23 protein-coding genes and 1 pseudogene are annotated in these 26,982 nt (G+C 43.2%); 15 read left to right on the top strand and 9 right to left on the bottom strand.

The annotated features are described in order from the left end of the window. Positions 1–139 precede the first annotated feature (139 nt). Complete coding sequence (asnS, locus tag R7Z10_RS22970) at positions 140–1,540, bottom strand: asparagine--tRNA ligase (RefSeq protein WP_017636101.1); 1,401 nt, start codon at positions 1,538–1,540, stop codon at positions 140–142. A gap of 189 nt (positions 1,541–1,729) precedes the next feature. Continuing rightward, a complete protein-coding gene (locus R7Z10_RS22965; RefSeq protein WP_132936781.1) occupies positions 1,730–3,355 on the bottom strand; it encodes a methyl-accepting chemotaxis protein in 1,626 nt (541 codons plus the stop codon). Between the two features lie 293 nt (positions 3,356–3,648). Here R7Z10_RS22965 and queD point away from each other — a divergent pair, with 293 nt between their 5' ends. After that, positions 3,649–4,011, top strand: coding sequence for a 6-carboxytetrahydropterin synthase QueD (gene queD / locus R7Z10_RS22960; RefSeq protein ID WP_005376896.1), 363 nt, complete (start codon positions 3,649–3,651; stop codon positions 4,009–4,011). An 89-nt stretch (positions 4,012–4,100) separates the two neighbouring features. Here queD and R7Z10_RS22955 read toward each other — a convergent pair whose 3' ends face one another. From R7Z10_RS22955 to R7Z10_RS22935, 5 genes are all read right to left on the bottom strand, one after another. After that, positions 4,101–4,568 carry a GNAT family N-acetyltransferase gene (locus R7Z10_RS22955; protein ID WP_025767296.1) on the bottom strand — a complete coding sequence of 156 codons (468 nt, stop codon included), beginning with the start codon at positions 4,566–4,568 and terminating at the stop codon, positions 4,101–4,103. Between the two features lie 94 nt (positions 4,569–4,662). Continuing rightward, on the bottom strand, positions 4,663–6,378 hold the full coding sequence (locus tag R7Z10_RS22950; protein WP_318106039.1) for an EAL domain-containing protein: 1,716 nt from the start codon (positions 6,376–6,378) through the stop codon (positions 4,663–4,665). Between the two features lie 211 nt (positions 6,379–6,589). Then, a complete protein-coding gene (locus R7Z10_RS22945; RefSeq protein WP_005376899.1) occupies positions 6,590–7,951 on the bottom strand; it encodes an L-serine ammonia-lyase in 1,362 nt (453 codons plus the stop codon). Positions 7,952–8,048: 97 nt separating this feature from the next. Further along, the gene (locus R7Z10_RS22940) at positions 8,049–9,302 is read right to left on the bottom strand and encodes an aromatic amino acid transport family protein (RefSeq protein ID WP_005388284.1); all 1,254 of its coding nucleotides are present in this window, start codon (positions 9,300–9,302) and stop codon (positions 8,049–8,051) included. A 345-nt stretch (positions 9,303–9,647) separates the two neighbouring features. Then, positions 9,648–10,247: a CoA pyrophosphatase gene (locus R7Z10_RS22935; RefSeq protein WP_005376901.1), complete on the bottom strand. Its 600-nt coding sequence runs from the start codon at positions 10,245–10,247 to the stop codon at positions 9,648–9,650. A 231-nt stretch (positions 10,248–10,478) separates the two neighbouring features. On the opposite strand from R7Z10_RS22935, the gene R7Z10_RS22930 reads away from it, so the two are divergent. After that, positions 10,479–11,018, top strand: a complete 540-nt coding sequence (locus R7Z10_RS22930) for a heme NO-binding domain-containing protein (protein ID WP_005388282.1) — start codon at positions 10,479–10,481, stop codon at positions 11,016–11,018. Positions 11,019–11,025: 7 nt separating this feature from the next. Next, positions 11,026–12,726: an ATP-binding protein gene (locus R7Z10_RS22925; RefSeq protein WP_213971333.1), complete on the top strand. Its 1,701-nt coding sequence runs from the start codon at positions 11,026–11,028 to the stop codon at positions 12,724–12,726. A gap of 365 nt (positions 12,727–13,091) precedes the next feature. Here R7Z10_RS22925 and pabB read toward each other — a convergent pair whose 3' ends face one another. Next, a complete protein-coding gene (gene pabB / locus R7Z10_RS22920; protein WP_213971332.1) occupies positions 13,092–14,456 on the bottom strand; it encodes an aminodeoxychorismate synthase component 1 in 1,365 nt (454 codons plus the stop codon). Between the two features lie 270 nt (positions 14,457–14,726). Between pabB and R7Z10_RS22915 the strand changes: the two genes are divergently transcribed. From R7Z10_RS22915 to R7Z10_RS22880, 8 genes and pseudogenes are all read left to right on the top strand, one after another. Beyond that, positions 14,727–16,244 carry a fumarate hydratase gene (locus tag R7Z10_RS22915; RefSeq protein ID WP_005376905.1) on the top strand — a complete coding sequence of 506 codons (1,518 nt, stop codon included), beginning with the start codon at positions 14,727–14,729 and terminating at the stop codon, positions 16,242–16,244. A 174-nt stretch (positions 16,245–16,418) separates the two neighbouring features. Continuing rightward, positions 16,419–16,604 (top strand): hypothetical protein, encoded by a 186-nt coding sequence (locus R7Z10_RS22910; protein WP_005376906.1) that lies wholly within the window; start codon positions 16,419–16,421, stop codon positions 16,602–16,604. A 255-nt stretch (positions 16,605–16,859) separates the two neighbouring features. Then, a complete protein-coding gene (locus tag R7Z10_RS22905; protein WP_065274661.1) occupies positions 16,860–18,236 on the top strand; it encodes a YcjX family protein in 1,377 nt (458 codons plus the stop codon). Continuing rightward, a complete protein-coding gene (locus tag R7Z10_RS22900; protein WP_005388274.1) occupies positions 18,233–19,273 on the top strand; it encodes a YcjF family protein in 1,041 nt (346 codons plus the stop codon). The genes R7Z10_RS22905 and R7Z10_RS22900 overlap by 4 nt, the downstream gene beginning before the upstream one ends. 100 nt (positions 19,274–19,373) lie before the next feature. Then, on the top strand, positions 19,374–20,918 hold the full coding sequence (tyrR, locus tag R7Z10_RS22895) for a transcriptional regulator TyrR (RefSeq protein ID WP_318106035.1): 1,545 nt from the start codon (positions 19,374–19,376) through the stop codon (positions 20,916–20,918). 36 nt (positions 20,919–20,954) lie between these two features. Next, the gene (gene rimJ, locus R7Z10_RS22890; RefSeq protein WP_025767303.1) at positions 20,955–21,539 is read left to right on the top strand and encodes a ribosomal protein S5-alanine N-acetyltransferase; all 585 of its coding nucleotides are present in this window, start codon (positions 20,955–20,957) and stop codon (positions 21,537–21,539) included. A gap of 1 nt (position 21,540) precedes the next feature. Beyond that, positions 21,541–22,130, top strand: a pseudogene (locus R7Z10_RS22885) (HD domain-containing protein). Positions 22,131–22,143: 13 nt separating this feature from the next. Next, positions 22,144–22,617, top strand: coding sequence for a DUF2947 domain-containing protein (locus R7Z10_RS22880; RefSeq protein WP_017636094.1), 474 nt, complete (start codon positions 22,144–22,146; stop codon positions 22,615–22,617). A 43-nt stretch (positions 22,618–22,660) separates the two neighbouring features. On the opposite strand, the gene R7Z10_RS22875 is transcribed toward R7Z10_RS22880, so the two are convergent. After that, entirely contained in the window at positions 22,661–23,623 is a 963-nt protein-coding gene (locus R7Z10_RS22875) for an integron integrase (protein WP_318106032.1), read from the bottom strand. A gap of 238 nt (positions 23,624–23,861) precedes the next feature. Here R7Z10_RS22875 and R7Z10_RS22870 point away from each other — a divergent pair, with 238 nt between their 5' ends. The 4 genes from R7Z10_RS22870 to R7Z10_RS22855 all read left to right on the top strand — a co-directional run bounded on the left by R7Z10_RS22870 (position 23,862) and on the right by R7Z10_RS22855 (position 26,873). After that, positions 23,862–24,599, top strand: coding sequence for a hypothetical protein (locus tag R7Z10_RS22870; protein WP_318106029.1), 738 nt, complete (start codon positions 23,862–23,864; stop codon positions 24,597–24,599). Positions 24,600–24,706: 107 nt separating this feature from the next. Next, positions 24,707–25,813 carry a hypothetical protein gene (locus tag R7Z10_RS22865; RefSeq protein ID WP_069495188.1) on the top strand — a complete coding sequence of 369 codons (1,107 nt, stop codon included), beginning with the start codon at positions 24,707–24,709 and terminating at the stop codon, positions 25,811–25,813. 135 nt (positions 25,814–25,948) lie between these two features. After that, complete coding sequence (locus R7Z10_RS22860; protein ID WP_318106025.1) at positions 25,949–26,419, top strand: GNAT family N-acetyltransferase; 471 nt, start codon at positions 25,949–25,951, stop codon at positions 26,417–26,419. Positions 26,420–26,576: 157 nt separating this feature from the next. Next, complete coding sequence (locus R7Z10_RS22855; RefSeq protein ID WP_318106022.1) at positions 26,577–26,873, top strand: hypothetical protein; 297 nt, start codon at positions 26,577–26,579, stop codon at positions 26,871–26,873. The last annotated feature ends 109 nt before the right edge of the window (positions 26,874–26,982 follow it).

Genomic DNA, 26,982 nt, shown 5'->3' with positions numbered 1-26,982 from the left:
AGTTCTTTTAGTTGTTGATTTCATAACACTCTCCAATTTTGGGGTGGAAAGTGTCAACCTTATTTAGGACGGCACATTCGTACAAAATAAAAGACCTCCACATGGGAGGTCTTTTTAATTCAATATCACTAAAAAGTGATTAGAAGTTCGCAGAGCGAGGAGTACGTGGGAATGGGATCACGTCACGAACGTTGCCCATACCAGTGACGTAAGATACTAGGCGCTCGAAGCCTAGACCGAAGCCTGCGTGTGGCACTGTACCGTATTTACGTAGGTCGCGGTACCAGCTCATGTGTTCAGGATCGATACCCACTTCACGCATACGTGCATCTAGAATGTCTAGGCGCTCTTCACGCTGAGAACCACCGATGATTTCGCCGATGCCCGGTGCTAGAACGTCCATCGCTGCAACTGTTTTACCGTCATCGTTAGCACGCATGTAGAATGCTTTAATGTCTTTCGGGTAGTTCTTAACGATTACAGGTGCTTTGAAGTGTTCTTCAGCAAGGAAACGCTCGTGCTCAGAAGACATATCGATACCCCATTCAACTGGGAATTCGAACTCACGACCTGAATCAAGAAGGATCTGGATTGCGTCAGTGTAGTCAACTTGCGCGAAGTCAGAAGAAACGAACTGCTCTAGACGAGTGATTGCTTCTTTGTCGATGCGTTGAGCGAAGAACTCAAGGTCATCGCGACACTCTGCAAGCACTGCTTTAAACACGTACTTGAGCATGTCTTCAGCCAGTTTCGCTACATCATCCAGTTCTGCGAACGCAACTTCAGGCTCAACCATCCAGAATTCTGCTAGGTGGCGGCTTGTGTTTGAGTTTTCAGCTCGGAAAGTAGGGCCGAAAGTGTAAACTTTGCTTAGCGCACAAGCGTAAGCTTCTGCGTTTAGCTGACCAGATACGGTTAGGAACGTCTCTTTACCGAAGAAGTCTTCGTTGTAGTCCACTTTACCAGCGTCAGTGCGAGGAAGGTTTTCCATGTCTAGCGTAGATACGCGGAACATTTCACCAGCGCCTTCAGCATCTGAAGCCGTGATCAACGGCGCAGATACCCAGAAGTAACCTTGCTCGTGGTAGAAGCGGTGGATTGCTTGAGATAGGCAGTTACGTACACGTGCTACTGCACCGATTACGTTTGTGCGCGGACGTAGGTGCGCAACTTCACGTAGGTACTCGATTGAGTGACGAGTTTTTGCCATTGGGTAAGTTTCAGCATCTTCAACCCAACCAACCACTTTAACGTCAGTGGCAGCAAGTTCGAAGTCTTGACCCTTTGCAGGAGATTCAACAATCTTACCAGTTACTTCAACAGAGCAGCCAGTCGTTAGCTTTAATACTTCGTCTTCGTAATTATTAAGATTATTTGGGACCACGGCCTGAATCGGGTCGAAACAAGAGCCGTCATATATGGCAAGGAAAGAGATTCCAGCTTTGGAATCACGACGTGAACGGATCCAGCCACGAACAGTCACTTCGCTGTCTACTGCTAGCTGACCTTTCAATACGTCTGATACAGGCGCGTAAGTCATGTTTTCAATATTCTCCATTGAGGTAAAAATTCAACTCAACGCTTACTTAAAGTACTTGTCTAATAACATTTTTGTTCAAAAAACAAGCTAAGCGCTGAGTTGGGTAGCATTTTACAGATTCAACGAGACATATTACCTGTCAATTCGCTCGCATCAACCTTTATATTCGTTTTGATGGGGAGAATCTCTCTATTTATTCACTCTTTTGTGCTCTGAAAGTGTGAATTGGTTTAGTAATTGCTCTAAACGTTCGGATAGATGCTCTAAATCAACACTAATATCACGCGTGTGCGATGCTGATTGCGATGTGTCGTTAGCATGCAGTGTGATCACATCTATTTTAGATTGAATATGCTGACTTACATCAGATGTGGTTTGCGTCTGGTTTTGGATATCTTCTGCATGTCTGAGCACTTGGCGCATTTCGTCAACAACGTTATGCATTGTGGCTGATAGTGCCTCGACATCGACAGAGCGTTGATGAGCAAACTGGCAGACGGTATCAACAGAAGTTAATGACTCTTCACTTCCTTGCTGGAATTGAGAAATGATATGTTCAATATTACCAGTGGCTTCAGCCGTCCTAGAAGCCAGGTTACGCACTTCTTCCGCGACGACCGCAAAACCGCGTCCTTGCTCTCCGGCACGGGCGGCTTCAATAGCAGCATTCAACGCGAGCAGGTTGGTTTGTTCTGCAATACCCTTAATAACCACAAGAATGGACGACACTTCTTCGGTTCTTTGGTTTAGAGAGCTGATTTTTTCCCGTACGGTATCAATGTTACTTACTAGTTGTTTGATGTCTTCACTGACGTTGTGTGCTTGACTTGCACTATGAGTGGCGACATCAACGGTGTGATTGACCAAAACAGTAGCGTTGTTAGTCGAGTCCTCAACCGCAGTTTGTTGCTGCAACATATCGGTGATATTACTTTGTACTTCGTTGGTCTCTAGCTGTTGGTTATTGGCCGCTTTATCTGTGGACTGCGCGACAGCAGTTAGTTTACTCGCGGAGTCGGCAAGTGAGTGAGAGGTGTCTTGCACACGTTCTAAGCTTTCGGAGACCGTGTCCATGAATGAATTGATGGCTGTAGAAAGTTGGCCCACTTCATCCTGTTGGTGATGCATAAGTCGTTGAGATAGATCTTTGCTATGGCTCACATTCGACATGAATTTCGACGTTCTTTGAATTGGTCGTACAATGATTTTTTGAATCAAACTCAACGTTATGATGAAGCCCACAAATGCGATTACGGCCATTATTCCCATCGCAAACATTGCCTGTTTACTGATCATTGAATTGACATGATTCATGTTGTATTCCAAGCGAATCGCGCCCAACACTTCTCCTGCTGGTGCAACGTGGCAAGAAACGCAGTTGGTGCCACGGTAATTTTCGCTCGATTTCATTGGTAGTGCGACTACTAACCCTTTGCCCCAATCGGCTGAGATTGGTTCAATCACCAGTTCACCATTCAACGCTCGTTGATCAATATCATCGACAGGCTGCTGGTTTTGTTGCCCAGGTCCGTAAAGTTTGGTCACAGTATCAGCTCGCAACACGCGAACTGCTTCAATGCCTTCTTGGGCCAGGGCCTTTTGACGTAAGGTTTCTTTTTGCGACATGGTGCCCGTAAGCATCATCATATTTAGGCTATCGAAATAATTACTAGCCTTATCATGGAGTTGTTCACTAAGAACATCATTGATTAAGGTTTTTTGTTGATGGTATTGGTAAGCCGTAGAGGCAGCTAGAACGCAGCTGAAGACAGCAATTAACGCCAGTAAGAGCTTAAAAGTGATAGTTGAGCGCATAAATTTATAAGTGTAATTGGAACGAACTGCACAATATTAATGTGCACAAATGCGCACTGCGAACAACGAAATGAATGATTGTGACCCCACACATGTTGGGGATATGTAATTGTGATATGAGTGCTGTGTAATCAAATGTTTGGCGCGTGACAGAAATACGGCGCTTTGGTGTGAGTGATAGCAAAGAGGCCAGGAACCAGCGGAAGTTTTTGCTACGCTTGTATGGGGTAACGCTTGTCTCTTGGCAGCGAATTCCTTAGTATTGCCTGTCTTTTTAAAGCCTGAGAATCAAGATGAAAACAGAATTATACAAAGAGTTTATGTTCGAAGCAGCACACCATTTGCCACACGTACCAGAAGGTCACAAGTGTGGTCGTTTGCACGGACACTCTTTCCTTGTTCGTCTTTATGTAGAAGGTGAAGTTGATCCACATACAGGTTGGGTAGTGGATTTTGCAGAGATCAAAGCTGCATTTAAACCAATTTACAATCGCTTAGACCATTACTACCTAAACGACATTGAAGGGTTAGAGAACCCGACTAGCGAAGTGTTAGCAAAATGGATTTGGCAGCAGCTTAAGCCAAGCTTACCACTGCTAAGTAAAGTCGAAATCAAAGAAACGTGCACAGCGGGTTGTATTTACAAAGGCGAATAAGTCACTTTCTATTGAGCATTAAACAAAGGCAAGCGAGAAGCTTGCCTTTGTTGTGTCTGAATGGCCCAATTTTGATTATGCTTCACCAGCTAGCTTAATGGGTGTCGTAGAATCCATTCTTTTTCATTATCACCCAATGTTGTTTCCTCTGTATTAATGAATCCGCACGCATCAAGAAAACTGATAGCGTATTGCTGACTTTGTGGGACAGTGGCGCAAAGAGAGGTGCTTTTAGGGTTAATGGTATACGCATAAAGGAACAGTTTACGCAATGCCTCACTCCCAACCCTTTGACGTTGGAAACGTTGATCAATCATCAAGTATTTAAGCTCCAGTTCGTATCGTTTAGCAAACGGCGCATGTTGGGAGAAACCTTTATCGATAACAAGATAGCCTACTAATAGGTCATCAGAATAAATCGTAAAGAACGCCTCTGACTTACTGCGTTTTTGGTAAGCCATTTCAAACGGTGTAAAAAATCCTTTTTGCTCTTCTTGCACATCCAATTGCATCAAACTTGAAAAATCTTTCAGTTTGGTGGGTTTAATCGCAATCATCGCTCAATCACAAATTGGCGGCATACCGTTATGCCACCACGAGTTTTTATAGAGTATTAAATCTATTTTAAGTAACTAACCGAGTGAAGAAAAGCTAGCAATGAAGAGGGTAATAATAACCTTGGTGAATATAGGCGCCCAATGTTGTGAGTAAGTGAGCACTGTCTGCCGTTTCTACGCCTTCAACAATGACCGTGCAGCGATACGTATTGCCCATAGCAATTAACTGACGCAAGGTTTCTATCTTTTTATCATCAGATTTTAGGCCAATAACAAATTCTCGGTCGATTTTGAGGTAGTCAGGATTCAGCTTGCTGATAAGCGCCACATTATTATTGCCGGTGCCAAAGTCATCAATACTGATTTTACAATCCAGTGCTTTTAGTTTCGCGACATTGCCATAAATCTCAGAGGTATAATACATCGATGCATTTTCTGTGATTTCGATTGTCAGCAAACGGCAATCCCGATTAGATAGCTCTCTATATAGGATTGAAAAGTTACGCCCTCGCAGCAAAGAAGGACAAACGTTAATGCTGATAGGGATGGGCAACGCTTTTTGTTTGGTGTAGATGGAATCAATCACCAGTAAGGTATGAGTTAGCAGCAATCCATTGCGGATCAGTGTTTCAATAAACCGTTGCGTATTTTTTACCTTAAACCGGGAGAGGGCTTCGTAGTGCACAATCTTTTGTGCCGAAGTGTTATAAATCGGCTCCAGTTTTATTTTGAATTGTCGAATTGCGCACAAGTAAGCCATAAAGGCTTGTAGGGAGCGGTGACGCAGTATAATGAGAAAAAGTAAGCTCAGTAGAATGATACTTTGAAACGGTCCAGAGATGTAATACACCTCTTTATAGCCACTATTCTTTACGTGATAATTGAAAAAGCGTTCATTGGTGTTACCAATCTCTAACGACGTTCCGGTATTCGTTGATAGCTTCATACCAGAAAGAAAAAAACGTGAAATATGATTTTCAACATTGTCGGATAAGTTAATGTTTTTAACACGAACCAAAACAGTTGCGTTATTTAAGTCAAATGATTGGGTGGTGTAATTGTTATTGTTACTCCACTCTTCAAAGGCTTTTTTGCTGACAGGGACAACGGTTTCTGGAGTGACTAAGCATCGAATATTGAAACGATCTAGCATCATGCTCGATTCCACCAACTTCACATTATCAAATAGCGACTTCAGTTCGCTTTCATTAGCAAAGCAACTCCTGCGGGAAAGGCTCTCTGCAATTTCGAAGGCGTTATCCAGATAATTATGTTTAACGATGCTGTTTATCGCGTAGTAACAGATAGCAAAGAAAATGATCGCAGTGATCAACACAACCCACATTGCTTCTGAATAGATCTTTTTATTACGCAGGCAAATACGAAGCGCTTTGCGAAGACTATTGGTTGTGTATTGATTGATCTTCTGTTGATGTTCGATGCCATTCTGGTGGTTGTTTTGCATAGTAAAAGGGATGAAGTATCCGGTCCGGTGAATGTTTTCGATAATGTTTTTGTTAGTGGTTAAATGTTCTTCCGTGAGCTTGCGAAATTTCTTTCTTAGAGCGGCCACCGCGTTTTTAAAGCCATTTTCAGGCAGTGTCATTTTGTATTGTTGAGTGATTTTGCTTTCTATTAACCGCTGACTAATCGGCGTATTTAAACTGCCGTATGTGGCGATAGTTGACAGAATGGCGTACTCATTTAGGTTGACAGGAATGGAGTGGTGGAGTGACTGATTGAGCTCTAGAGATATTTCGTTTTCGGACAAGCAAACGCAGATTTGGTTTCCAATTTCAAACCTAATCATGTGTTGATGTGCTCCAAGTTTAATTTTTGGCTACGTTATCAATAAAGCTAGGGAAGAGATGTGATTTTTTACTGAGATATCCATAATATTTGGATATATTCAACGTTTTAGGTTTTTTTTACTTGTCCTGATAACGTATTCTCCTAGGTTTTTTGGGTATAAAAAAACCCGAGCATAAACTCGGGTTTTGATTGGTATTCAGAAAGGCGTGTTAGCAAATCACTTTGATTGCTAGACCACCTTGAGATGTTTCGCGGTATTTCGCGTTCATGTCTTTACCTGTTTCTAGCATGGTTTCGATAACCTTATCTAGAGAAACAGTTGGAGCTGAAGAGCGACGTAGTGCCATGCGAGTAGAGTTGATTGCTTTTACTGCCGCAATACCGTTACGCTCAATACATGGAACCTGAACCTGACCTGCAACTGGGTCACACGTTAGACCTAAGTTGTGCTCCATCGCGATTTCTGCTGCCATACATACTTGCTCTGGGCTACCACCCATAAGCTCAGCAAGGCCTGCTGCTGCCATAGAACATGCCACGCCAACTTCACCCTGACAGCCAACCTCTGCACCAGAGATAGACGCGTTACGCTTGTAAAGACCTCCGATTGCGCCAGAAGCTGCAAAGTAACGGATGTAATCTTTTTCAGTCACAGTTTGGATGAACTTATCGTAGTAAGCCAGTACCGCAGGGATGATGCCACACGCACCGTTAGTTGGTGCTGTGACAACGCGGCCACCTGCTGCGTTCTCTTCGTTTACTGCGAAAGCAAACATGTTTACCCAATCAACAACAGACATTGGGTCGTTTGTCGTCTTTTCTGAAGTAAGTAGCTGCTGGCGAAGTGCTGCTGCACGACGAGGCACGCGTAGTGGACCAGGCAAAATACCTTCTTCATTCATACCGCGATCCATACACTCGCGCATTGTGCGCCAGATGTTTGCGAAATAAGTACGAGTTTCTTCATCTGAATGAAGCGCATGCTCATTCTTCATGGTTAGTGCGCTGATGGACAATCCACTTTCGTGGCATTGGTTAACCAGTTCCTCTGCCGTTGTAAACGGGTAAGGTACTTTTACTGGGTTCTCAGCTTCTTTACCGAAATTTTCTTCATCAACGATGAAACCACCGCCGATAGAGTAGTAAGTTTTTGAGTACGCTTTTTCGTCATCAATCCAAGCGTGGATCTGCATGCCGTTTTCGTGTAGCTCTAGGTTTGTTTTGTGGAAGTTCATTCCACCTTCACGTGGGAACGATACTGTGTGACAGTGCATGCCAACAGGAAGGCGTTCAGTTTCTTCTACACGAGCGATAAAGCCCGGGATAGAATCGATATCAACTTTCTCAGGAGTGTTGCCTGCAAGACCCATGATGATAGCAATATCTGTGTGGTGACCTTTCCCTGTCAGTGATAGTGATCCATAAACGTCAACGGTGATTTTAGTGATGTCGCGCAGTTTTCCCATTGCACGAAGATCATCAATAAACTCTTTACCCGCTTTCATTGGGCCTACAGTGTGTGAGCTTGAAGGTCCAACACCGATTTTATAGATATCAAAAACACTAATCATATCGATTACCTCAGAAGAAAGCCTCCCAAGGGGAGTTGGGAGGCTTAATTTTATCGTTATATTTTTGGATTAATCATACTGCACTGGGCAGAGATGATTAAAGAGCGCCGTAGATTACAGAACTAATTGCAGCAAGACCACAGATTGCTGTGAAAATTTGCACAGGTGCTGAAGTTTTGTACTTAGCCATCGCAGGAACTTTTTGCATTGCGAAGATTGGCATCAAGAATAGGATTGCCGCAATCATCGGTGCACCCATTGTTTCAATCATACCTAGGATGCTTGGGTTAACGATAGCAACGATCCAAGTTGTGATTACAATGAAGATTAGAGACATCTTCTCGATCTTGCTTACTGGTGATTTTGAACGAGATTTCACTAGACCAACTAGACCTTCGTGCGCACCTAAGAAGTGGCCAAAGTAGCTAGAGGTGATCGCTGCGAAAGCAACCAATGGACCCATGTAAGAGATCAGTGGAGATTCATGCACGTTTGCTAGGTAAGAGAGAACAGAGATATTTTGCTCTTGCGCCGTTGCTAGTTGCTCTGGAGACAGAGAAAGTACAACAGAGAAAACGAAGAACATAACAAAGCCCATCAGCATCATTGCTGCGCCACCAGTGATAGCGTCAGTTTTCTTAACTGCGTCATCACCATATACACGACGTTGCTCTTTAGAGAACTGAGAAATGATTGGGCTGTGGTTGAAAGAGAACACAATAACAGGGATTGCTAGCCAAACGATAGCTGGCATTGCACCCCAGTCAGGTGACACTTCCATCATTGAAGTGTTCCAACCAGGAATTAGGTATACAGACAGTGCTAGTAGGATGAACACGAGAGGGTAAACCATTGCTGAAGTTGCTTTCAGCATAAGCTCTTTACCGAATACTACGCCTGCTGTCATTGCAGCAATAAGTGCACCAGAAAGTAGCCAGCGAGGAATAGATTCCATGCCCATTTGGTTAACTAGGAAAGAGTCAACTGTGTTTGTGATACCAACACCGTAGATAAGTACGATTGGGTAGATAGCGAAGAAGTAAGCGAACGTAATAAGGTTTGCGCCAGTCTTACCAAAGTGCTCTTCTACTGTGTCGGTGATGTCCGCTTCAGGGTTTTTCGCAGAAAGAACGAAACGAGCTAAAGATTTGTGTGCGAACCAAGTCATTGGTGCTGCGATTAGGGCTAGGATTACTAATGGCCAGAAGCCACCTGCACCTGCTTTAATAGGAAGGAACAGTACACCTGCACCTACTGCCGTACCAAAAAGGGACAGACACCAGGTAAAGTCTTTGTAAGAAAACTTACTAGACGATTGTGCGGTAGAAACCGCAGAAGTAGTTGTATTCATTTTTTAGTTACTCATTTTGGGAACAGGAAATAAGTCGGGAGTAATTTTGCAAGATTTTACACTAGGAAAATTAGATCTAAATCATTTATTGCTTACGCTTATTGAATGATATGTCAAAAACCTGCTTTTTATCACGAAAATGATGTGCTACTCGTGATTTCTGCTAATGAGTAAAATTAGAAAAACTTATCAATAGGGCTGTTTGTATAAATTTATTTCACCGCAATCGTTTGCGGTGAAAATGGAAAATTAATCTAATGTGAATGAATGTTTATGAAGCAACGTTTTATTAATATTGATGCGCATAATGATCGCGCCTATAAAAGCACCGATATCAACAACTGTTTAATGTGAAATAATATGTTTTTGCATTGATTCGATAATTTGTGCCGTCATGCCCCAGATGAAATGCTGTCTATATGGGATAGCAAATACACGATGACTGCTTCTTTTTAGGTCAAATTTGGTGCTATACAATTTTTTGGGGTTCAGAATATGGTTGGCAGGAACCTCAAAAACTGACTCTACTTCATTTGGGTCAATATGCGTTTTATATTCCGGAGAAACAAAAGCCAAAAAAGGCGTCACATTAAACTGACTAATCGTTGGTAGTGTAGGCAGTTGACCAAACACATGAATATGCTCATCTTCTATCCCAACTTCTTCTTTGGTTTCCCTTAAAGCGGTATTCACGAGCTGAATATCTTCCTGCTCATATTTGCCACCGGGAAAGCTGATTTGTCCCGGATGATGGCGTAAGTGGGCTGCGCGCTTAGTCAGAATGACTTGTAACCCGTCATCGCGTTCCACAAAACCGATTAAGACTGCCGCATCTCTCAGGGACTTTTCTTTCATCCATTTCAGTCGTGCAAGGGACTCTTTGTGGTAGCCCGTTGGAAGCCGAAATTGAAAGTTCTGTAGTAAATGAGTTTTGTCGATAACCAAACTGAGTCCTTATTTATCGTGCCTAACCATTATTTATTATACTCAAAGACGACAAAGCGTATGTCGTTATCGTTACTGGTTACCAAATAAAACATTCGCATTAAAGCACTCCCCAGCACTTTCCCTCTTTGTGTTGTGTGTCTCACTCTGCTTGAACATATTAATTTGAAACTTATAAGGTTATACACCATTCTTTATTTTAGGACGTCACTATAGGGCAAGTATTGGCCAATGAAAGGGATTATTTTCACCGAGTTCATGGAGTTAGTAGAAGAGAAATTCGGTCTTGATGTGTTAGACCAAGTTCTCGACCTTTCTAACGATGAAGGTGTTTACACCGCTGTTGGTAGTTACGATCACAAAGATTTGGTTAAGTTGATCGTGAATCTCAGTAAAGTATCTGGTGTTCCCCCCGAGCAACTGCAAGAAGTGTTTGGAGAGTGCGTCTTTTTGAATTTACTTCGCTCCATTCCTAGTCACGCTAGTTTGCAACAGTGTGAAACGACGTTTCAATTTGTTCGCCATGTTGAAGACTTTATTCATGTCGAAGTTAAGAAGCTCTATCCTGATGCTAACCCTCCGCAATTTGATTTCATTAGTGAAAACCAATCCCAATTGGTATTTGACTACCACAGCGCAAGATGTATGTCTCACGTATGCTTAGGATTGATAAAAGGTTGTGCTGCACATTTTGGTGAGGTAGTTCATATCAAACATCAAAACCAGTCAGAAGATGGCAGCAAAGTACGTTTTTGGTTAGAGGCTCAATAAGAACGATATGACGGGAAGTTCCTCATTAGAAAGGAAACTCAAACGAGAAGTTGCATCAAGAAAAGCAGCTGAGCAGCTGTTGGAACAGAAAAGCTTAGAGTTATATGAATCCAACCAGCAACTCAGTGTTGCATTGAACAAGCTAGAGCTGAAATCTAAAAAGGATCTGCGTAAGTTTGAGTTTGAAGAGCAAATTGATGCGACGTTGATTAAGTTCGGTCGTACTTTTTTATCGAGCACGTTCGATGAAGCAATGATAGCGAGCTTTATTGAGCAGCTCACTTCTAACTCGATCATTTCTGCGGCTTACTTGTTTCTTGACGCTACAAAGCTGAGCTCATTGCGTCGTCATCACTTTGGTCACTTACAGCTTCGTCATAACAACGAGATTTTCACCACTCCTAATTGGCAGGGAGAGAATTTGCATTTGCCAGTTATCATTGATGGGGAAACGGTTGGGGAGTTGATTTTCTCTGTGTTGCAAGATCAAATCGATCAGTCTTTTATTTCCAAACAGATGGAGCTCGTGTCTGACTTAGTTCATGGTGTTATTGGTCGACACTTAAGTTTAGAGCGAGAGGTCGAGCTGAGAAAGCGGGCTGAGGAATCAGAAAAAGCGACGAAGGAGTTTGTCGCCATGATTAACCATGAGCTGCGAACTCCTCTCAATGGCGTATTGGGTAGTGCGGAGTTATTGAGTCGAACCCAATTAGAAGAAGAGCAGCGTCAATACTTGAGCAATTTGACTCAATCAGGGGACTTATTGAGAGTTATCATTAATGATCTTCTTGATTTCAGTAAGATGAATGCCGGTATGATGGAAATCATACATAAAGTTTTTGCCTGGGAGGAGCTTGAAAAAGCCATAATGGGTGTATTTGCAGCTAAGGCTGCTGAAAAACGCATCCATTTCTCTATCGACAAAAAGCTGGGGATTCCAGAATTTTTAGTCGGTGACTTAGAGCGCATTACACAAATTTTGGTTAACTTGGTGGGAAACGCGATTAAGTTTACTCACTTGGGTGGCGTCGTGTTACGGGTGGAATGGCTTAACGGCACGGCTTATTTTGAGGTTGAAGACACTGGTATTGGCATCCCAATAAAAGCGCAGCCGTCACTCTTTGATCCATTTGTCCAAGTTGATCGCTCGGCGAAACGCAGCTTTGAAGGCTCAGGTTTAGGTCTCGCGATTTGTAAAAACCTCGTGGATTTGATGCAAGGTCAAATTAGCTTTGAGAGTGAAGAGCGCAAAGGGACAACTTTTAAAGTTGCTATTCCTCTTGAGGAAGGGCAAGCACAAGGCACAGCAGAGGGGGAATTGGTCACCATAGAGCGAAGCGATTTAGCAGGACGCTCAATATTAGTGGTTGATGACATCAGAATGAATCAAGTCATTGTTACTCAAATGCTGAAAAAACTCGACATTACACCTGATTTAAAAGCCAACGGCAAAGAAGCATTAGAAGCGGTGAAAAGTAAAGACTACGAACTGATATTCATGGACTGCCGAATGCCTGAAATGGATGGTTATGAGGCGACGATGTATCTGAGAGAGCGTGGCTTTACTCATCCTATTATTGCATTAACCGCTGGCACTACCATCGAAGAGCGTCAAAAGTGCATTGATTCAGGCATGGACGACATCCTCACTAAGCCGTACACCGCAACCGATATCGAACAGATTATGTGTAAGTGGCTTGAGCAGTAGACGCTGCCTTTTAAAAAAGAATTTTTGTTGGCCAACGGCTAAAAGCTAAAGTACATGCAAATAAAACACACTAAAAAACGCACCACACTGGATAATGCCGATCATTTAACGATGTTTTTTGGGTCATTCTATCGAGCCTTGGCGAGACTAAGAATCTAGTAGCAGAACGCCGAGCGGGTAATGAAACAAATTTGACCACAAAGTGCTTGAATAGAAGAACCTGTATCACGCTCCTTCGTCGCTGTGCAGGGTGATGAGATACAGAAATATGCCACTCGCTGTTAAATGAGCGGCATTACCGTTCTGGAGGCGTTTTAGATTGTTTTCGTCAATAGCATTAAAGCGACGTTGTCCACGGTTGAAATCTACGATTGCAGTGCTGGCAAAATCTTTGAAAGCTTATCCAACGTTTCTTGATACTCAGAGGCGCAATCGCTATCTGCCACGACGCCGCCGCCAGCCCAAGCGTAAAGTTTGTTTTTTTCCGCTACAAGAGTTCGGATAGTAATGCTGGTGTCCATACGACCATGGCGTGAAATGTAGCCAATACTGCCGCAATACGCGCTGCGTCGATGCGGCTCCAGTTCTTCAATGATCTGCATTGCGCGAACTTTAGGTGCGCCCGTAATTGAACCGCCTGGAAAACACGCTCGCAGCAAATCCGCAGGAGCGTATTGTTCATCCAAATTTGCACGAATGGTGCTCACCAAATGATGCACGGCAGGGAAGCTTTCAATATCGAACAACTTTGGCACGTGAACGCTACCCGGTGATGCAACGCGACCAATATCATTACGCAGCAAATCGACAATCATCAGGTTTTCTGCCTGATCTTTTTCCGCTGTCTGCAAGTCATGGGCATTAGCGTTATCTTGCTTTGGATCTTCGCTGCGAGGGCGAGTACCTTTGATTGGTTTTGTTTCAATGACGCGATCTTTGAGCTCTAAAAAGCGCTCTGGAGAGATACTCAAAATCGAAGACTCAGGCATGCGGATAAACGCTGAGAATGGCGCTTGGTTGGCGGACTCCAATTTCAGATACGCTTGCCACTCACTGCCTTGATACGGTGCGTTAAAGCGCTGCGCCAAATTGATCTGATAACAGTCACCGCTCAACAAGTATTCTTGCACCTTGTCAAAGCGAGTAGCGTAGCTCTCTTTCGTCATGTTTGACTGCCAAGCACCAGACAAAGCGAAGTCAACGGTTTGTTCTGCTTTTTGCTCGTTTAACCATTGCCAAGCTTGCTCGATGTTCTGACCAACTAGGCATGCTTTTTTAAGCTTGTGGTCAACAACAACGGCCCATTCATACAGACCTACCGCCATATCCGGCGTGTTGAGATCTTTTTCTGCCACTTCTGGCATCGTTTCTACGCGGCGACCTAAATCGTAACTGAAGTAACCGAGCGCACCACCAACAAAAGGCAAATCCAATTCTTTATTTAACTCAAGGTGAGGAAGCCACTGTTCTTGCAATTGATGAAGCAGCGTGAATGGGTCATCTTGAGTTGAATAGGCATTCGATGGCGTTTCAACTTGTGTGTTGTCGGCAGTGGTTTCTAACGTTGCAATCGGGTTGGCGACCAACACATCGAAGCGGCTATCGATATGCGTTTTTGATGCAGAACGCAGCAACATCGCCCAAGGTAGGTGTTGAATGCGAGAAAAAAGGTGAAGAGCAAACTCTGGTGCGTATTCCAACGCTTTAAAATCAATGAATTGATTGTCCATGTTGTTCATTTGTGTAATTTGTGACAAAGAGATCGTTCACTGCATGGCATGTCATGGGCAGCAAGAGTATCATATTCCTCTGTGTAGCCAAACTCCCTCTATTCATAGGGTTTTGAGATGGTTTACAAGTAGGCAACTTCAGCATTTCGTGTGTCGATATCAGCCGTTCGACAATTGTTTATAAAAAACGAAGCTCAAAAGAGCAATAAGCTCAACAAACACGATTGAAGCCAAGCCAATAATGGAAGCATAACTATAACGAGGCATGTAATGACGGTAATACGCAAGCAGGATGTGATCAGCAGTGTCGCTGATGCGCTACAGTATATTTCTTACTACCACCCGCTAGACTTTGTTCAAGCTCTTGAAAAAGCCTATCACCGCGAAGAGAGCCAAGCCGCTAAAGACGCGATTGCTCAGATCTTAATTAACTCCCGAATGTCCGCAGAAGGTCACCGTCCAATTTGTCAGGATACTGGTATTGTGACGTGTTTCGTCAACATCGGTATGGGCGTGCAATGGGATTCGACCGACATGACGGTTCAGCAGATGGTAGATGAAGGTGTTCGACAAGCGTACACGAACCCTGATAACCCGTTGCGTGCGTCAGTACTTATGGACCCTGCTGGTAAACGTATTAATACCAAAGACAACACGCCTGCCGTCGTACATATCAACATGGTTCCGGGCGATAAAGTTGAAATTCAGATCGCTGCGAAGGGCGGCGGTAGCGAAAACAAAACTAAGATGGTGATGCTAAACCCATCTGACGATATTGCTGAGTGGGTAGAAAAAACGCTACCAACAATGGGGGCGGGCTGGTGTCCTCCTGGCATGCTTGGCATTGGTATCGGCGGTACGGCTGAAAAAGCAGCGGTATTGGCAAAAGAATCTCTAATGGAACACATCGATATTCAAGAGCTTATTGACCGTGGCCCACAAAACGCAGAAGAAGAGCTTCGTTTGGATATCTTCAATCGCGTGAACAAACTTGGTATCGGTGCGCAAGGTCTTGGCGGTTTGACGACTGTTGTCGACGTTAAAATCAAAACTGCGCCAACGCACGCGGCTTCTAAGCCTGTTTGTTTGATCCCGAACTGTGCGGCGACTCGTCACGTACACTTCACGCTTGATGGTAGCGGCCCAGCAGAGCTAACACCACCTAAACTAGAAGATTGGCCAGATATCACTTGGGAAGCGGGCGAAAATACGCGTCGCGTAAACTTAGACACAATTACTAAAGAAGAAGTACAAGAGTGGAAGACAGGCGAAACGGTTCTTCTATCAGGTAAAATTCTGACTGGTCGTGATGCTGCGCATAAACGTATTCAAGGCATGCTAGATAACGGTGAAGGTCTACCTGAAGGCGTAGATCTCAACGGTAAGTTCATTTACTACGTAGGCCCTGTCGATGCAGTTGGTGATGAAGTCGTTGGTCCTGCTGGCCCAACAACATCAACGCGTATGGATAAATTCACCGACATGATGCTAGAAAAGACCGGCATCATGGGCATGATCGGTAAAGCTGAGCGTGGCCCTGCAACGGTTGAATCTATCAAGAATCACAAAGCGGTTTACCTAATGGCTGTAGGTGGCGCTGCGTACTTGGTGGCGAAAGCGATCAAGAAAGCTCGCGTTGTCGCATTTGAAGATTTAGGTATGGAAGCGATTTACGAATTTGAAGTTGAAGATATGCCAGTAACAGTGGCCGTCGACTCAAATGGTGTTAACGCGCACCAAATTGGTCCAGACACTTGGAAAGTGAAAATTCAAGAGATGGAAGCATAAGGCAAAGGGCAATCTTGCTGCGTCTCAGTAGAGAGAATGTGACAAGGTGCTGATTTACCTAGCAAACAATTGACAAAAGTGCAGCGAAACCTGCACTTTTTGTCTATATAATTAAGGATATAAACCTTTAGGCATAGCAATCAAACGTTATGCGAACAATAATTAGGAGACGGCATGCCTCGTTTTATTCAGATTCTACAAATTATTCTTGCTGTAGTGATAGGTGGCTTTGTTGGCTATGACTTGATTCTTCACGGTATCAGCATCTTTGATGAAAAGTACGTGACCATCACATGTGTGTTGTGGTTGATTTTGGAAATCGCTCTATTTGTTATCTATAAGTTAATCGAAGACGACTAGGCTTAAAGAAAGCGGGTTCCTGTTTAACATAGTAATCAGCGCATATAGAGTTACTAATGCTGTAGATTAAGTAAGCCTCTGAACCACTCAGGGGCTTTTCTTTTTTAACACAGCATTAAGCCGGATGTTTTGTTCATCTTTTATTAAGGTATATAAAGTTAAACTCATAGAATTCGGGATAGAACAGTATTCATAGATCGAAATTCGAAGTCGCTGACAACGTTGTTTTAAAGTGGAGTAAGATAAAGAAGCGTAATGAAGAGAATAAAGAAAGAAGTTAATGACTTTATCAACAGAGGTATGGACTCTAATGTTCGAATTGCTGTCACCGGACTTTCTCGTGCCGGTAAGACGGCATTCATCACGTCATTAGTGAATCAGCTTCTTCATACTGCAACCCATGACAATTTGCCTCTTTTGACTGCGGCTAGAGATAAGCGCCTTATTGGGGCGAAGCGTGAGCCTCAATCGAATATGATGGTGCCACGCTTTGCTTACGATGAGGCGATGAGCCAAATTCATGCCACTCCACCTCAGTGGCCAGTACCGACACGTGATGTGAGTGAGATTCGCTTAGCGCTCAAGTACAAACCAAATAAAACTACGAAAAAGCTGTTGAGTAAAACCGCAATTTTAAATGTTGATATTATCGACTATCCAGGAGAGTGGTTGCTCGACCTGCCTTTATTGGACATGGACTTTGCAACGTGGTCGCAAACTCAGTTTGATGCACTTAAAGGCCAGCGTGGCGATTTAGCCAAAGCTTGGCTTTCTGAACTGGAGAAAGTGGATCTCTTTGCAGAAGTGAATGAGAAACTACTTGAGAAAGTTGCACACACATACACCGAGTACCTTCATGCCTGTAAAGACGCTGGCCTTCATTGGGTTCAGCCTGGCCGCTTTGTATTACCTGGTGAGCTAGCAGGCGCGCCGGTGCTACAGTTTTTTCCGTGTCGTGTTGATTCGGAAAGCAAAGCGTCCAAGGGCAGTAACTTAGCGATGTTAGAAGCCCGTTTTCAGGAATACCAACAGAAAGTCGTGAAAGCGTTTTATAAGCATCATTTTGCGACCTTCGATCGCCAGATTGTACTGGTGGATTGTTTGCAGCCTCTCAATGCCGGTGATGAAGCGTTTTACGACATGCGCCAAGCGCTAGAACAGATCATGCATAGCTTCCGCTATGGTCGTAGTAGCTTTTTGCGTCGTTTGTTCTCACCAAAAATCGACAAAGTGTTGTTTGCTGCTACAAAAGCGGATCATATCACGCCCGATCAGCACCCAAATTTGGTGTCTCTGCTCCAACAAATGGTGCATCCAGCATGGCAAACGGCAGCCTACGAGAATATTGAGATGAGCTGCATGAGTATCGCTTCCATCCAAGCAACCACGACGGGGTTTATTTCCTCTGGAGATAAGACCATCCCGGCGTTACAAGGAACAACATTGGGTGGTGAGCCGATGACTATGTTTCCCGGAGAGGTGCCGAAAAAGCTACCAAATGCAGCGTATTGGCAAAACAACGGGTTTGATTTTACGTCGTTTCGTCCGATGCCCTCACCGAATGATGAGCCAGTGAAGCACATACGCTTAGACAAAGCATTGGATTACCTGATTGGAGATAAATTGAAATGAGTGAGTTGAAGCAAAAACAAGTTTTCTCTGAAAAGGTAATGGAAAAAGAGCAGCAATCGAATCAACCGGAATTGACGGCGCAGCAAACATTCGGCGAAAAAGAAACATTTGTACCTGTTGAAGTTAAAGAAGCGCACCAGGAGACCGAACAGGAATTGCAACTCGAGCATGTCATTCGTCCAAAATCGGGCAGAAAATGGCTCGCGACTGGCGCATTTGCAACTTTTGCTGGTCTGGTTGGCTGGCAAGCGGTGGACTCGGTTATAACCGCAATTCAGGCTTCTGATTGGCTAGCCTTAAGCTGGACGGGGTTTATTGCTGCGATCGCTTCGCTTGGTTTAGGAGCTATGGGTAAAGAGCTTTGGAAACTGCGAAAACTACGAAATCATTTTAGTGTTCAAGAAGAAGCAGAAGCACTTGTTAATAGTGAGAGCGTTGGGAAAGGGAAAGCCTTTTGCGAAACCGTAGCAGAACAAAGTGGTGTGATGGCAGAGAATCCGGGCTTTGATCGTTGGCAGAACAGTATTAACCCTGCTCATAGTGACGCTGAAATTCTTGATATGTATGACTCGATGGTGGTGAGCCAACAAGACAAGTTGGCAACGAAAATCGTATCACAGCACGCAACCGAGTGTGCGGCCCTAGTCGCCGTGAGCCCTCTGGCTGCCGCTGATATGTTGCTGGTGGCTTGGCGAAATTTCAAAATGATCGACAACCTCTCCAAGGTATATGGGGTAGAGCTAGGTTATGCATCTCGCATCAAGTTACTAAGAGCGGTATTTGTCAATATGGCGGCGGCTGGTGCCAGTGAGCTCGCTATTGATGCCAGTATGGACTTGATGTCGATGGATCTTGCTGGCAAAGTTTCTGCTCGTGCGGGGCAGGGGCTAGGTGTTGGTATTCTAACGGCACGTTTGGGCTTGAAAGCGATGACCTTATTGCGTCCACTACCCTGGTATCCTGACCGTCAGGTTAAGTTGGGCACCATACGCAAGGCAGTGGCGGCGAAAGTTGCATCAATTACGATGAAACCGTAACGAATATCAACTTTGATGGATAGGATTGCTTGACGCCATTCCAAGCATGATAGAAACTACTGTCAACTTTTCCTGACAGTTGTGAATTGGGATATTTTAAGTGCGTCTTGAAGTCTTATGTGAAGATCGACTCGGCTTGACCCGAGAACTGCTCGATATTTTAGCGTCTAAAAGCATCGACTTGCGTGGTATCGAAATCGATATTAGCGGTATTATCTATTTGAATTGCCCGGATATTGATTTTGATACGTTTAGTGAGCTGATGGCTGAAATCCGCCGTATTCCGGGGGTGAAAGACGTACGTAAAATCCAGTTTATGCCGATGGAGCGCCACAATACGGAGCTGCTCTCGTTAGTTGATAACTTGCCCGATCCTGTTTTTGCCATTGATCTTAAAGGTGCCGTAGACATGGCAAACATGTCTGCACTTTCATTGCTTGGCCTTCACAAGCAAGAAGTGATTGGTACTCAAATCAGTGCTTTGTTACCAAGTGTTCGTTTCTCTCGTTGGTCTGAGGGTGTGAATGGCCGAACACGGGAAAACCTTGTGATTGAGGGCTTGGACTATGTTCTAGAGTTGATGCCCGTTTATATCCGAGACGAAGCGCAAAACTCGACTCTAGCGAGTACTCTAATGACGATTCGCTCTAGTCAGCAAGTTGCCAGAATTGAAGAAGCGCTACCGCTGCATAACCCTCTGGGTTTTGAGCACTTTGTTGGTATATCGAACCGTCATAAAGCACTAATGAACCAAGCTAAGAAGCTGTCTGTGCTTGACCAACCATTGTTGATTGAGGGCGAAACGGGGACCGGTAAAGAAATGCTTGCTAAAGCTTGCCACAGCCGTTCTAGCCGCGCGAGCAAGCCATTCCTAGTTTTGAGTTGTGCTTCGATGCCTGACGATGTAGCAGAAACCGAACTTTTTGGTCATGCGCCGGGTTCATTTAATCATGAACAAGGCCACAAAGGCATCTTTGAGCAAGCAAATGGCGGGACGGTATTTCTTGATGAAATCGGTGAAATGAGTTCGCATCTTCAAATCAAGCTGTTACGTTTTCTACAAGATGGTAATTTCCGTCGTGTCGGTGCAGAAGATGAGATGCATGTCGATGTTCGTATCATCGCTTCAACAAAACATAACCTTGCCGAGCTTTCTGAAGCAGGAATGTTCCGTGAAGATTTGTATTATCGTCTCAACGTACTTACGCTCAGCATTCCTCCGTTACGTAAGCGCTCAAACGACGTTGCACCATTGCTTGAGTTGTTTGTGGCGAAACATGCTCAACAGCTTGGGATTGATAAGCCAGAGTTTGATGATGGTCTAGTTGATGCCCTTGCAAATTATCAGTGGCCAGGAAACATGCGCCAGCTGGATAACATGATTCTTCGAGCGCTCACGGAAATGGATGGTGATATACTAAACGCGGGTCACTTCAATTTACCTCAGCCTCAGTCAGTCGGCGCTGGTAGTGCAACGCTTAACATCGACGGTTCTTTGGATGAGATCATGCGTGATTATGAATCTCAAGTTCTGGAACGTTTGTATCAGTCATTCCCATCAAGCCGTAAGCTTGCTAAGCGCTTAAATGTATCGCATACCTCAATCGCTAATAAACTGCGTGATTACGGTATCCGTAAGAATTAATCGAATTGAACGAAAAGACGGAATTAATCATTTGTAATGGAAGATAACAGCTCATCTATCGCCGTTCATATGTTGGACGGTGACTTGCTTCTTCGTACCGCTGAAATCGGTGACGCAGATATGATTGCCGAATATTTTCAAGCGAACCGAGAATACCTGAAACCGTTTGAACCGAAACGTGAAGAGGCTTTTTTCTCAGTGAACGGTTGGTTGCAAAAGCTTATCAAGCTCAATGAGCTGCATCGAATGGGATTGGGGTATTATTGCCTTTTAGTCAGAGCCTCTTCGGGTGAAATGCTAGGTACGATATCCTTTAGTAGTTTGAGTCGTTTTCCTTTTTATTCTTGTAACGTCGGATATTCTCTCGCTGAAAAAGCGCAAGGGCATGGTTATATGCGTCGTGGATTAACCATGGCTTGCGACTACATGTTTAACGTTCAGAAACTGCATCGTATTCAAGCTGGCTACATGCCTCACAATAAACGCAGTGAATCTGTGCTAGAGCATGTAGGGTTCAACCGAGAAGGGTATGCAAAAGATTACCTTTTGATTAATGGTGAGTGGCAAGACCACGTTCTAACGTCGCTTATTAATCCGAATTGGCAGCAAGAAGGGCGATAGTATGGAACGATTGGAAAAGCAGTTAGCACTTGTAATCGAGCTCGATAAACTCAAAAGCATTTTGCGCCGAACTCGAGTTAAAAGTGCTGAAGGGCGCCTCGAAAATAGTGGTGAGCATAGTTGGTATGTCGCACTGATGGCAATATTGATGGAAGAGCATGCGAATGCACCTGTTGATATTTGCCGAGTGATGAAAATGTTATTGATACATGACGTAGTAGAGATCGACGCGGGCGATACCTTTGTTTATGATACTGTGCTGCGTCTCAAGAGCAAGCAGAAAAAGAAATTAGAGCTGCAGAGCGCTTGTTTGGTATGTTACCCAGCGATCAGGAGCAAGAGCTATTGGCGCTTTGGCATGAATTTGAAGCCGCGCAGACCGATGATGCTAAGTATGCAAAAGCACTCGATCGGTTAATTCCAATGCTCTTGAACTACCATAATAATGGTCAGAGTTGGAAGGAACATGGTGTCTCACGCGAACAAGCACTTACCATTAATAAACGAATTGAATTTGGCTCTGTTACCTTATGGGACAAAGCGAAAGAGTTGATTGAAGAAGCCACAGAGAAAGGTTGGCTGAAATCGTAATAAAGGAGACTGAATGTCTTATTTGCCTTTGGACGAATACCAAAGAAAATGGATTTTTACGCATCAGTCGATGCCTGTGCCAGAAGAAGATTTGGCTTTTATTAAGCCGATGAGCCAAGCCCGCTCAGCACAATTTTGGAAAGAAAATATCAGTGCTCAAAGCCCTGATATGGATAGACTAAGTTCCCAAGACTGGCCAATGAACGAGGCGAATTGGTCTGAAACTGTGGATTGGATGGCTGCGTGGGAGTCGGATGATCCTGACATGCCAGCGGAAGCTGAGGCACATATCGATTGGCAAGACGATGTAACCGTTTACTTTTGCTACGAGAAGTACAATGTCATCGAAACGAAATGGTCTATTTTTAAAAAGCACTGGAAGAACTTTCTCTTTTATGACGATGGTCCGATACTAATAGGACGTCGCCGTTCGCAAGCACTTTGGTTTGATTCAAAAGGCAATGTGAAACTCGGTGTTCGTCAATAACGAGTTGTAAAGCAAAGCCACCTTTCGAGGTGGCTTTGTTTTTCTAAAGGCTGGATAATGGACTCAACACACCGCCAGCCCCGCGCTCGATAACGTGAGTATAGATTTGCGTGGTTTTTACATCAGTATGCCCTAATTGTTCCTGAACAGTTCTAATGTCTGCGCCAGATTCCAATAAATGCGTGGCAAAACTGTGTCTTAGTGTGTGGTAAGTTACAGTTTTCTCAATACTTGCGTCGCTTGCCGCGCGCTTTACCGCTCTTTGTATTGCGCTTTCATTGATATGATGCCTTCTGAGTTCACCAGTGTCTCGATCTGCGCTTAACTTTGTTGATGGAAACAAAAAGTGCCAGTTAAAATCTAGCTCCGCTTTTGGGTATTTACGTCGTAAACCTTCAGAGATGTATACCCCCGCATAACCAGGCATGTGTCTATCTTTAAAATAGTAATCTCTTGCTAAATTAACCTGAGCTTTAAGCGGCTCATGTAGCTCTTTTGCTAACGTTACGGTACGATTTTTACCTCCTTTTCCTTGCCAAACACGAACTGCGCCATAATCATAATCGATGTCCTGAACTCTTAAGCGCAAACACTCCATGACTCGAAGCCCTGAGCCATAAAGCAGCTGAATATGGAGTTTATACCTCGGGCCGATATGTTGAACGAATCTTCGGATCTCCTCCCTGGTTAATACAACGGGAAGTTTCTTTTCGGTCAAGGATTTCTGAAATCTCATATCAAGTGATAGTGGGGTTTTAAAATAATCACGATATAAAAATGATATTGAGTTCAGCGCCAAAGCTTGCGTTTTTACCGCAACTTTTTCTTCTACCGCTAAGTAACTCAGAAATTGAATGACATCATCTTCTGCTAGTGTTGATGGGTGGGCGAGCTGGTGAAAAGTGATAAAACGTTTTATCCAAAATAGATAACTTTCGATAGTTTTATTCGCATAATGACGAGTAAGCATGTGCTCTTTTACACTAAGTAAAAACTGACTTTTCATGATAAATTAACCTGTTTATTTATACAGCTCCGTTAATGTATCACCACTTTTGAAATTAGCGTGCTGTGCGCCGCCTAATTGCGCGCGCCACCACACATATTCATACTGTTTTTCTATTTGTTTCATGCATATAAGTGCTACGATTGATAGCGCTTTTGATAAGAAAGAAGGCGGTAGCCTGCCAGAAAAACGGCAAATCGCCGTATAGAAAGCGTTATGAGCCAAGAGGATATTTAAATTGAGCAAAAAAACAAAGATACGGCTAGTTGTACTTGGTTCTGTGCCTAGAGATCTCGACTTATCATTGCTATCAAGTCGTAGCTCTGGCGTCTATGAAATCTTAAACTCAATCGAGACTTATGAAATTAACAAAGGCTCGGATGGTTACAATTGGGAGTTTTCCGATCAAATTTTAGGTGATTTGATTCCTGAAAAAGAAGGAGAAGAAATAACGATTACACTAACAAATGTGCCGCTAGAAGAAAACTGGTATAGCAGGCGACTAACAAATAATGTTGTCATTTTTACTTTCCACGAAATTGCGGATTATCTTCGTTTTCATAATATCGGACTGGAAAATGTAGTTTTTCGGTTACTTCATGCTTATACGCTCGTATACCGAGAAAACAAAGGCAGTATTCCCACCTGCTACGAATACAGTAATTTTACTCATGATGAAACCAAAGGTTGCATTTACGATATGAATGGCATCAAGTCAGATATCATATACTCTTGCGATGAACCTACAATTTGTGATTCTTGCTCTCAGCGATTGTTAACAAACGGGGTTTCGAGAGAATTAGTTTCTAAATCAAAGGATGAGCTAAAACTTGTCAGAAAGTCACTATTTTTCAGGCTGTCAGCGTGGGTTTCTGTACATCCAATCAGGTCAATTCTTATTGCCTCTGCTTGGTCTATCGTGATTGGAGTATTTTCTTCAGTTATAGCTAGTAATATATTCGGCAATGGCTCATAACAAAGCATTTAAGAGTGATTCGCAACGCTTGGCAGTTTCGCTTCGCTCAAGTATAGCCAAGCGTCGCTCACACCTTAATGCAGCGTTATATTTTTAAGGAGTACAGTTTGCATAGTTTAATAATTCATCGGATTGATAAAGAAAGACCCAGATGGAAAGTGAAAGCGCACAAACCCTTCTCACATTTTGACGAATATCTTTTCAATATAACTTATACACAAAGTGAAGGGTTAGACTTCAGAAGCAATATTTACCAGGAGCATATTTTTCATGAAATATTAAAAACCGGAAAGAACATTGCTTCAGACTCTCTCTCGTTACCTCAAAGTGAATTCGATGCTATCTTGGCATTAAAAGGAGGTTTTTGGTATCGCTTTAAAAGTAATATGGATAACTTTTCCACTTATGTAAGAAAATCGCAAAATATTGTAATATTATCTGTAGGAGGTAACGTAGTTACAGTAATATTCGATGATAACTTACAATTTGATGAGCCAGAGCCTCATTATTGCCCATGCGCATCTCTAGGTAGTCGAGGTTTTCCAGGGCAAGTATACTCATTTATGACACAACCTGGTCATAGAGCTAGAGCAATTAATGAGATAAAATCTTATACGGAGTACGGGAAGTATATAACGGTCATTGATCCTTATATACTAGGTAATATAACTGGAAAGTGTGAGATTAATGATAAATTTATTAATGTTGCAAAAAAGAAAAATATTGATGCTAGTATCATAGATTTTCTTACTAGAGAAAAAGGAAGAAGTTTTAGATCTGTAGAAAAGCTTATGAACTACCTAGGTAGAGCCAAATCTATAACCATATCAAAAAATAATAACTCCTGCCTATTAAATATAGCTAGTGAACAATTTATTCCAAATAGCTATGTGTCAGATTTTATGAAGTCAATGTCTCAGAGTTGTGTTAAGCATGTAAATCTACTTTACAGTTCTAGTCATTCTGACGACAAAAAGATAAAAGACGAAATAATTAACAAGCTTGGTAGCAAAGTGAAGTTTTATGATCTTGACACGTTTGATGATGTCTTTATTCACGATCGAGTTTGGGTAGTGGACTCCAAAGACGCAGTGGTTGTTGGTAATTCTTTTGGAGGTTTAGGTATGGATGCTATATCCTTCATTTTACCTTTGCCACGAAAAGACCTTGAAAGTCTGAAGAAAGTACTCTCCCCACATGGAATAAAAATATAACAATCTGTTTAAGAGTGATTCGCAACGCTTGGCATTTTTGCTATGCGTTGCGTCTAGTGGTTAAGGTGCCATGCGGAAGCTTCGGTATTGCGTTGCTCACACCTTAACAGGGCGTTAGCTGCTTGGAGAAGATTTATGGTTCGTGTAGCCCAAATCAAAGATTTAGATGTGTTGGTTAGCCTTTTCATTGCTGAGAATGAGCACAACTCAGACTTAGTCCCAGATGTTGTTCGCAAAACTGAAGATGTACTAAATGAGACTGAGCTTCAAGACATTCTATCTGATGAAAATCAGTTGCTTATTGTTAGCGAGCACGATGGAAAGGTAGTCGGAGCTTTATTGGGGAATCTCACTGACGTTAAAGAGCGTCGTTGGACGCAATCACGAACGTATGGATATATTGAAGAGTTAATCGTTTCTAGCGAAGCTCGAAAGCTGGGTGTAGCTACAGGGCTAGTTTCTTACTTTTCTAAGTGGGCTAGTGCTCTTGGCGCTAGTTCAGTTGACCTGCATGTTTGGTCAAATAACACAGGAGCTATCGGTTTTTATACTAGCGCCGGATTCGAATCAAAACAGAACCTGCTCTCCAAAAAGCTACGCAGCTAACAAAGCGTTTAAGGCGGATTCTCAACGCTTGGCATTTTCGGTTTGCTTTGAATTTAGTGTTTACAGCACAATGGTTTAGGTAGGGTGGTAGCGTTGCTCACCACTTAACGCGGCGTTATGTGCTCTGTCCTAACAAAAACTACGGTAGATGGATCTTATGAAGTTTTTTAATGTTAATGTGACTGATATATCGTCGGGAAAAGTAAAGACTAATATTACTATTCCTTTATTCATAGTTGTATTGGCAGGGAAACACACACCCGAAACCATCATTCGATTTCTGTTGCGAAATGCTGAATCCGATAACTGTGATAGTCAAGAGCTTAAACAGATATACAATGTAGTTGCTGACGTATTACAAGAAGCGGCAAAAGATGAACAACTATCGAAGTATTCGGGAATAATTGCAGATATTGAAGATAATGGTGAGCGTGTACTTTTATCAATTAAATAAGTGGTATATGTATTAACGTAACTGGCTGGCACGCACTTAGTATCAAGTTTGAAGTGCGACACTTAGAGTAGCTGCTCATAAATATACTCTGTTGGTGTCTTGTAACCAA

Source organism: Vibrio sp. Vb1018 (assembly GCF_033338775.1).
Classification (GTDB): Bacteria; Pseudomonadota; Gammaproteobacteria; order Enterobacterales; family Vibrionaceae; genus Vibrio; species Vibrio alginolyticus.
The sequence above is the reverse complement of the archived record's forward strand: the minus strand, read 5'-3'. Positions and strand labels throughout refer to the sequence as shown.

Bases quoted from the DNA above. Each gene is read 5' to 3' on its own strand.
- R7Z10_RS22855 (WP_318106022.1), top strand. From the start codon at position 26,577: ATGAAGTTTTTTAATGTTAATGTGACTGATATATCGTCGGGAAAAGTA.
- R7Z10_RS22860 (WP_318106025.1), top strand. From the start codon at position 25,949: ATGGTTCGTGTAGCCCAAATCAAAGATTTAGATGTGTTGGTTAGCCTT.
- R7Z10_RS22905 (WP_065274661.1), top strand. From the start codon at position 16,860: ATGAAGAGAATAAAGAAAGAAGTTAATGACTTTATCAACAGAGGTATG.
- R7Z10_RS22945 (WP_005376899.1), bottom strand. From the start codon at position 7,951: ATGATTAGTGTTTTTGATATCTATAAAATCGGTGTTGGACCTTCAAGC.
- asnS (WP_017636101.1), bottom strand. From the start codon at position 1,540: ATGACTTACGCGCCTGTATCAGACGTATTGAAAGGTCAGCTAGCAGTA.
- R7Z10_RS22930 (WP_005388282.1), top strand. From the start codon at position 10,479: ATGAAAGGGATTATTTTCACCGAGTTCATGGAGTTAGTAGAAGAGAAA.
- R7Z10_RS22875 (WP_318106032.1), bottom strand. From the start codon at position 23,623: ATGAAAAGTCAGTTTTTACTTAGTGTAAAAGAGCACATGCTTACTCGT.
- R7Z10_RS22880 (WP_017636094.1), top strand. From the start codon at position 22,144: ATGTCTTATTTGCCTTTGGACGAATACCAAAGAAAATGGATTTTTACG.
- pabB (WP_213971332.1), bottom strand. From the start codon at position 14,456: ATGGACAATCAATTCATTGATTTTAAAGCGTTGGAATACGCACCAGAG.
- R7Z10_RS22950 (WP_318106039.1), bottom strand. From the start codon at position 6,378: ATGATTAGGTTTGAAATTGGAAACCAAATCTGCGTTTGCTTGTCCGAA.
- R7Z10_RS22940 (WP_005388284.1), bottom strand. From the start codon at position 9,302: ATGAATACAACTACTTCTGCGGTTTCTACCGCACAATCGTCTAGTAAG.
- rimJ (WP_025767303.1), top strand. From the start codon at position 20,955: ATGGAAGATAACAGCTCATCTATCGCCGTTCATATGTTGGACGGTGAC.
- R7Z10_RS22900 (WP_005388274.1), top strand. From the start codon at position 18,233: ATGAGTGAGTTGAAGCAAAAACAAGTTTTCTCTGAAAAGGTAATGGAA.
- queD (WP_005376896.1), top strand. From the start codon at position 3,649: ATGAAAACAGAATTATACAAAGAGTTTATGTTCGAAGCAGCACACCAT.
- R7Z10_RS22965 (WP_132936781.1), bottom strand. From the start codon at position 3,355: ATGCGCTCAACTATCACTTTTAAGCTCTTACTGGCGTTAATTGCTGTC.
- R7Z10_RS22955 (WP_025767296.1), bottom strand. From the start codon at position 4,568: ATGATTGCGATTAAACCCACCAAACTGAAAGATTTTTCAAGTTTGATG.
- R7Z10_RS22915 (WP_005376905.1), top strand. From the start codon at position 14,727: ATGACGGTAATACGCAAGCAGGATGTGATCAGCAGTGTCGCTGATGCG.
- R7Z10_RS22925 (WP_213971333.1), top strand. From the start codon at position 11,026: ATGACGGGAAGTTCCTCATTAGAAAGGAAACTCAAACGAGAAGTTGCA.
- R7Z10_RS22910 (WP_005376906.1), top strand. From the start codon at position 16,419: ATGCCTCGTTTTATTCAGATTCTACAAATTATTCTTGCTGTAGTGATA.